Below are 6,095 nucleotides of genomic sequence, written 5' to 3'. Positions count from 1 at the left end.
CAAAGTAACCACTGAGAAATCAGTGGTTTTTTTTATTTATTTAGAGACCTATAAAATGTTAAAGTTTAATGGAGTGATTAAAACACACAAAGGGGTGCAATGTAATGGCAACTGGACAATATAGTAAGAGTATCAGTATGCAGAAAGAAAGGTTAGAGGAATTTATTCAAAATAAAGAACAATGGGCTGTTTTAATACCAGGTTACTTACACCACGAATTACTGAATGAAAATGATATGATTTGGGTCTTTCAAGGAGATTTTGGCATTATTCAAAAAGCTGTTAAAGTGGAGCTTAAGGTGAAAAAATCAGATGCTCATCAGATACTTTTTGATTTGGAGGGCTTATCCGATCCGATAAATGGCGATGGTTCATTTGAAATAAAACAAAATCAAGATCAATCATTGCAACTTACTGGTAAGTTAACAATGAAGGCTAGCGGCTTTTTAGCAGGAATGATGAATCCAGTTTTAGATAATTTTGTCCCAAGACTAGTGGAGCAATTAGTAAAGGAAATGGCCGTTAAAGTGGTGAAAGAGTAGTTTTGTGGAAAAGGGTGGGAGAACCGGTTATTGCAGATAACGGCAATAATCGGTTTTTATATGGAATGAGCCAATGTTTTTTTACTAAATGTTCTCTCTTCGATAATGAGGTAAAGAATGTCTGCTTTTTAGTGGCTATTCAAATATCTATTGAAATAGAATGCCGGCGTGACTAAATTATGTTGTCACATAGCCTCTAAACGATGATTCCTTTGGAGTAAACTCAAAGTAATCTAGATGCAATGGAAACAGAGATAATAAGACGTTTTGTTGAAAAATTTTAGTTCAACAGATAAATATGGAGAACCTTGTTGAGGGATAGCTTTTTTATCTCGTTATAATTTCGTATAATTAAATAAGAATCTAACGAAAATGGGTGTTTGTTTTGCAAAAGAAAAAGCCAATTATAGAGGGATTAGAACGTTTTAGACAACAACAAAATATTTCTTTTCATGTCCCAGGTCATAAGCATGGCGAACTGTCCCATCTTCCGCAAGCATTTAAAGATGTTATGCGTTATGATGTAACTGAATTAACAGGTTTAGATGATTTGCATTACCCTGAGGAAATGATATTAGAAGCAGAAAATTTACTAGCAGATACATATGGAGCAATGAAGAGTTTCTTTCTAGTGGGCGGTTCTACTGTTGGGAATTTAACGATGATTTATGCTACATGTGATAAAGGTGATACCATTATTGTCCAACGTAATGCCCATAAATCAATTTTCCACGCCATTGAACTTGTGGGGGCTAAGCCTATTTTTGTCTCACCAATCTGGGATGAGCGAACGTTAACGGCAACGCATGTCACTTATAAAGATCTTAAAGAAGCAGTGAAAAATTATCCAGAGGCGAAAGCGGTCGTTTTAACATATCCTACTTATTATGGGATGACATCGAATGAAATACAGCAACAAATTGCTTATTGTCATGAAAAAGAAATCCCTGTCTTAGTGGATGAGGCACATGGCGCTCATTTTAATGCGTGTACATTATTTCAACCATCCGCTTTGTCATTAGGAGCAGATGTCGTTGTACAATCAGCACATAAGACATTACCTGCAATGACGATGGCATCCTTTATGCATGTTAAGTCGAAATTAATTGATGCTGACAAAATACATCACTATCTACGTATGCTGCAATCTAGTAGCCCATCCTATGTATTATTAGCCTCATTAGATGATGCTCGCTATTATGTACAGACATATATGGAGAGTGATGGGGCATATATAATAGAAAAAAAGAAACAATGGATTGAAGCATTACGATCAATTGGTTCCTTAGAAGTAATTGAAGTAGATGATCCACTTAAGGTATTGTTACGTGTCAATGGTTATAGTGGTTTTCAATTACAGGAGGTACTGGAGGCCAAGCATGTCTATGGAGAGCTAGCTGATGCGAATCAAGTATTATTTGTGTTACCTTTGCTGAAGCAAGGACATCCTTACCCATTTGCTGAAATAAGAGTCCGCATAAAAGAAGCTATAACAATGCTATTAAACACAACTAAAACGGATAGCATAGCTGCTTCTCAAACAGCCTATCATTTTGTACCTATTACTGAACCTATTTATACCTTTAATGAAATTGCATCATTAAGTAAAGAATGGTTACCATATATGCGTACAATGGGAAGGGTTTCAGCAAGTATGATTATTCCTTATCCGCCTGGTATTCCATTACTTGTTCCAGGAGAAAGAATAACCGTAGCAAAATTAAGTCAACTGGAAGAGCTATTAGCAGCAGGAGCGACATTCCAAGGAAATCATCGATTAGCAGAAAAAATGATTCAGGTCATTAGATAGTTGGAGGCAATAACAGCATGAAAAGCAATATATTTATTACATTCGAAGGCCCAGAGGGAGCAGGGAAAACAACAATCATTCAAATGATAGCTGAGCGACTAGCAGAAAAAAATATTGACGTTCTAGCAACAAGAGAACCAGGCGGCATCGAAATTGCAGAAAAGATAAGAACCATTATTTTAAATCCTGCACATACAGCTATGGACGAGCGAACAGAAGCATTGTTATATGCTGCAGCAAGAAGTCAGCATTATTTTGAAAAAGTACAACCAGCTTTAGATGCTGGTCAGTTGGTAATATGTGATCGTTTTATCGACTCATCTTTAGCTTATCAAGGTTATGCAAGAGGAATAGGTGTTGATGAGGTACTTTCTATTAACGAATTTGCTATCGGTAAGAAATTACCTGACGTAACTATATTATTTGATCTTCCACCAGAGGTTGGATTAGCACGTATTCATGCAACTGACAAGAGAGAAGTAAATCGTTTAGATGTTGAAAGTTTGCCGTTTCATCAGAAGGTACGTGAAGGATATTTACAACTAGTCGATCGGTACCCAGAACGTATACGTGTAGTGAATGCAGACCAACATATTGAGCATGTTGTTGAAGATGTATGGTTATTATTATTGGAAGCAATGCACTAAAAGCATGAAGTTGTCCACAACATTGTGATATAATGATACTATCCATTATTTTATCTAATTCAGCAGATACCTACTGAATTACGAGCAAGCTTGATAAAATATGGACGTAATTATGCCGAGGTGTAATTAATTTCACATGGATAATAGTCGAAGTATTAATGTTTATAAATGCTTAGGAATAGTATGAAAACCTATTTAGGTGAATTTTATAAAAGGGGTGAGTGCGAATGAAGTTAGTCGTAGCTGTAGTGCAAGATCAGGATAGCAGTCGCTTATCAAATGCTTTAACGAAAAATCAGTTTCGCGCAACTAAATTAGCGAGCACAGGAGGATTTTTACGTTCAGGAAATACGACATTTCTTATAGGAACTGAAGACTCTCTCATACCCAAACTTTTAGATATTATTCGGGATAATTGTCGAGCACGGGAGCAAATGGTTGCACCAGTTTCTCCATTAGGAGGAAATGCCGATTCCTATATACCTTACCCTGTGGAGGTAGAGGTAGGAGGAGCTACTGTATTTGTTTTACCAATTGAACAATTCCATCATTTTTAATAAGTAGCCTCCATTCGTAAGAGGTCACTGATATTAGGCTTATCATATGAGCCTGATATTTATCCCAATGCAGGGAGAAATTGATAAAGATAGTGGGGGCGAAACCAGCTTGAAGATTAATCAAGATATACGTGTCGGGTTAAATACAAATCGCAATGAGCCACTACAAAATAATAATCAAAATAACCGATTTGGAGATATGGTCGTTAAGCAAGGTAACAAGCTACAAACAGAGCAACTAACACGTTTATTAGGAGATATTTCGAGTGCTGGTGATCGTGTTGCAAGATCACGTAATTTACGGGAACTTGCTAAGTTTAAAATGCTTGTAAAACGATTTCTACAAGAGACAGTAGAACATGGAATGGATTTAAAACAATCACATACATGGAATCGTTTTGGCGAAGGCAGACGATTAAAAATCATTGAAACTATTGATACACGTCTTGTCGAACTTGCCCAAGATCTCTTAGATGAGGAAAAAGAAGCGATAGACCTCCTTGATAAAATCGGTGAGATTAAAGGCTTACTAATTAATTTATATATGTAAAACCCGTGTCTCATTCTCATTTAGGCGCGGGCTTTTTTCAAATTTTGATTTGGCAGCTTGCCACTAAACTAGGAAGCACTGTAATGTTTCTTTTCAAAAAGTAAAAATTGGAGACAGTTACACTTTTTGTTGTAGATACAGGAAGGAATTAAAATGTATGGCCAAGAATGTTGAAGAGCTATTCACGCTACAGCCAGTCGTAATGAAGCAACTTCAAACGATTTTTGACAAAAATAGATTAGCACATGCATATATTTTTGATGGCGAAAAAGGGACAGGCAAGGCAGATATTATGACCTTTTTTGTCAAATTAATGCTATGTGAGCAACCAAATGGAAATGTTCCATGTGAAACATGTCGAAATTGCAGACGTGTGGATTCGGGAAATCACCCAAATATTCATCAAATTTATCCAGATGGTCAATTTATAAAAATTGATCAAATGCGAGAACTTATTGGCGAGATGAAAATGATGGGTGTAGAAGAAGGGCGTAAAATCTATGTGCTTCATCATGCAGACCGTCTGAATACAGCATCAGCCAATATGATACTTAAATTTTTAGAGGAGCCGGATGGAGAAGTAACTGCCATATTATTAACAGAGCAAATGCAGTCAATACTTCCAACAATCCGTTCTCGTTGCCAACATATCAAATTTCAAAAAATGCCACGTCATGTTTTGTTGAAGCACTTACAGGACAATAATATTTCGGATTCGATGGCTTCAACAGTAAGCATGATGACAAACGAGCTCGAAATGGCTATATTTTTGGCAAATGATGAGCAGTTTGCACTCGCTCGAAAAACAGTGTTAAAATTAGTGGAGGCCATTCGGCAAAATGTACACGAGGCAATGCTTATTGCACATGAAGAGTGGTTACCACATTTTAAAGAAAAAGGCGAGATGGAGCAAGCATTGGATTTACTACTATTTGCTTACCGTGATATAGTGTCAATAAAAGCTAATCCCGAGGCAGCTTGTACTTATCCAGACATGTTACCACTATTTAAAGAAGTTGCGTTACATTCCACTTATGAGCGACTATCAAGTCAAATGGAATCTATTTTACAAGCGCGCGCCTCTTTACAACGTAACATGAATAGGACGTTATTGATTGAGCAGTTAATGCTAAATCTGCAGGAGGGATATACATTTGTATAATGTAGTAGGAGTCCGCTTTAAAAAGGCGGGTAAAATATATTATTTTGATCCGGCATCATTTCTACTAGAAGATAGTCAATATGTTATTGTAGAGACAGCTCGCGGAGTAGAGTATGGAAAAGTAGTTGTCCCTCAAAAAGTAGTAGGTGATAATGATGTTGTATTACCACTAAAACAAGTACTTAGACCAGCAGATGATCGTGATCGTATACAAGTAGAGGAAAATGCAACTGAGTCGAAACGTGCATTTGAACTCGCTAGTACTAAAATTATAGAGCATAATTTAGAAATGAAACTTGTAGATGTTGAATATACATTTGATCGTAATAAAATTATTTTTTATTTTACAGCTGAAGGACGTGTTGACTTCAGGGATCTTGTAAAAGATTTAGCTTCGGTTTTTAGAACACGTATCGAACTTCGCCAAATTGGTGTGCGTGATGAAGCAAAATTATTAGGTGGTATCGGCCCATGTGGAAGAATGCTTTGTTGCTCCACATTTTTAGGTGATTTTGAGCCAGTTTCTATTAAAATGGCTAAAGATCAAAACTTATCTTTAAATCCTTCAAAAATATCAGGTCTTTGCGGACGTTTAATGTGCTGCTTAAAGTATGAAAATGATGAATATGAAGAGGCAAAAGAGGGCATGCCAGATATAGGTGAGGTAGCGATGACACCAGATGGTCGCGGGAAAGTTGTAGGGTTAAATGTGCTGGAAAGACTTATTCAAGTATATTTACATGAGCAGGAACGCACAGTTGAGTATACACTAGAAGAACTGCTAGCATGCGAAAAAAATCTTATTTAAGATAGAGAATTTAACGAGG

General features: G+C 36.6%; 7 protein-coding genes. All 7 read left to right on the top strand.

Going from position 1 to position 6,095, the window contains the following annotated elements; translation table 11 throughout:
- The first annotated feature begins 104 nt into the window (after window positions 1-104).
- Complete coding sequence (locus CRI88_RS19780; protein ID WP_058844481.1) at window positions 105-542, top strand: SRPBCC family protein; 438 nt, start codon at window positions 105-107, stop codon at window positions 540-542.
- 376 nt (window positions 543-918) lie between these two features.
- On the top strand, window positions 919-2,352 hold the full coding sequence (locus CRI88_RS19775; RefSeq protein WP_058844482.1) for an aminotransferase class I/II-fold pyridoxal phosphate-dependent enzyme: 1,434 nt from the start codon (window positions 919-921) through the stop codon (window positions 2,350-2,352).
- Window positions 2,353-2,369: 17 nt separating this feature from the next.
- A complete protein-coding gene (gene tmk / locus CRI88_RS19770; protein WP_058844483.1) occupies window positions 2,370-2,999 on the top strand; it encodes a dTMP kinase in 630 nt (209 codons plus the stop codon).
- Window positions 3,000-3,226: 227 nt separating this feature from the next.
- Complete coding sequence (locus CRI88_RS19765; RefSeq protein WP_004229230.1) at window positions 3,227-3,556, top strand: cyclic-di-AMP receptor; 330 nt, start codon at window positions 3,227-3,229, stop codon at window positions 3,554-3,556.
- Window positions 3,557-3,665: 109 nt separating this feature from the next.
- Window positions 3,666-4,106 (top strand): YaaR family protein, encoded by a 441-nt coding sequence (locus CRI88_RS19760; RefSeq protein WP_036122373.1) that lies wholly within the window; start codon window positions 3,666-3,668, stop codon window positions 4,104-4,106.
- A 157-nt stretch (window positions 4,107-4,263) separates the two neighbouring features.
- The gene (gene holB, locus CRI88_RS19755) at window positions 4,264-5,268 is read left to right on the top strand and encodes a DNA polymerase III subunit delta' (RefSeq protein WP_036122279.1); all 1,005 of its coding nucleotides are present in this window, start codon (window positions 4,264-4,266) and stop codon (window positions 5,266-5,268) included.
- Window positions 5,261-6,076, top strand: coding sequence for a PSP1 domain-containing protein (locus CRI88_RS19750; RefSeq protein WP_036122293.1), 816 nt, complete (start codon window positions 5,261-5,263; stop codon window positions 6,074-6,076). Before holB ends, CRI88_RS19750 begins: the two co-directional genes overlap by 8 nt.
- Window positions 6,077-6,095: the final 19 nt, after the last annotated feature.

This window comes from Lysinibacillus fusiformis (assembly GCF_002845985.1).
In the GTDB taxonomy this organism is placed as follows: Bacteria; Bacillota; Bacilli; order Bacillales_A; family Planococcaceae; genus Lysinibacillus; species Lysinibacillus fusiformis_D.
This window is presented reverse-complemented; position numbering and strand designations above follow the sequence as displayed.

What these genes read in the sequence shown, in the direction of transcription:
- CRI88_RS19765 (WP_004229230.1), top strand. Translation starts at nt 3,227, where the DNA reads ATGAAGTTAGTCGTAGCTGTAGTGCAAGATCAGGATAGCAGTCGCTTA.
- tmk (WP_058844483.1), top strand. Translation starts at nt 2,370, where the DNA reads ATGAAAAGCAATATATTTATTACATTCGAAGGCCCAGAGGGAGCAGGG.
- holB (WP_036122279.1), top strand. Translation starts at nt 4,264, where the DNA reads ATGGCCAAGAATGTTGAAGAGCTATTCACGCTACAGCCAGTCGTAATG.
- CRI88_RS19780 (WP_058844481.1), top strand. Translation starts at nt 105, where the DNA reads ATGGCAACTGGACAATATAGTAAGAGTATCAGTATGCAGAAAGAAAGG.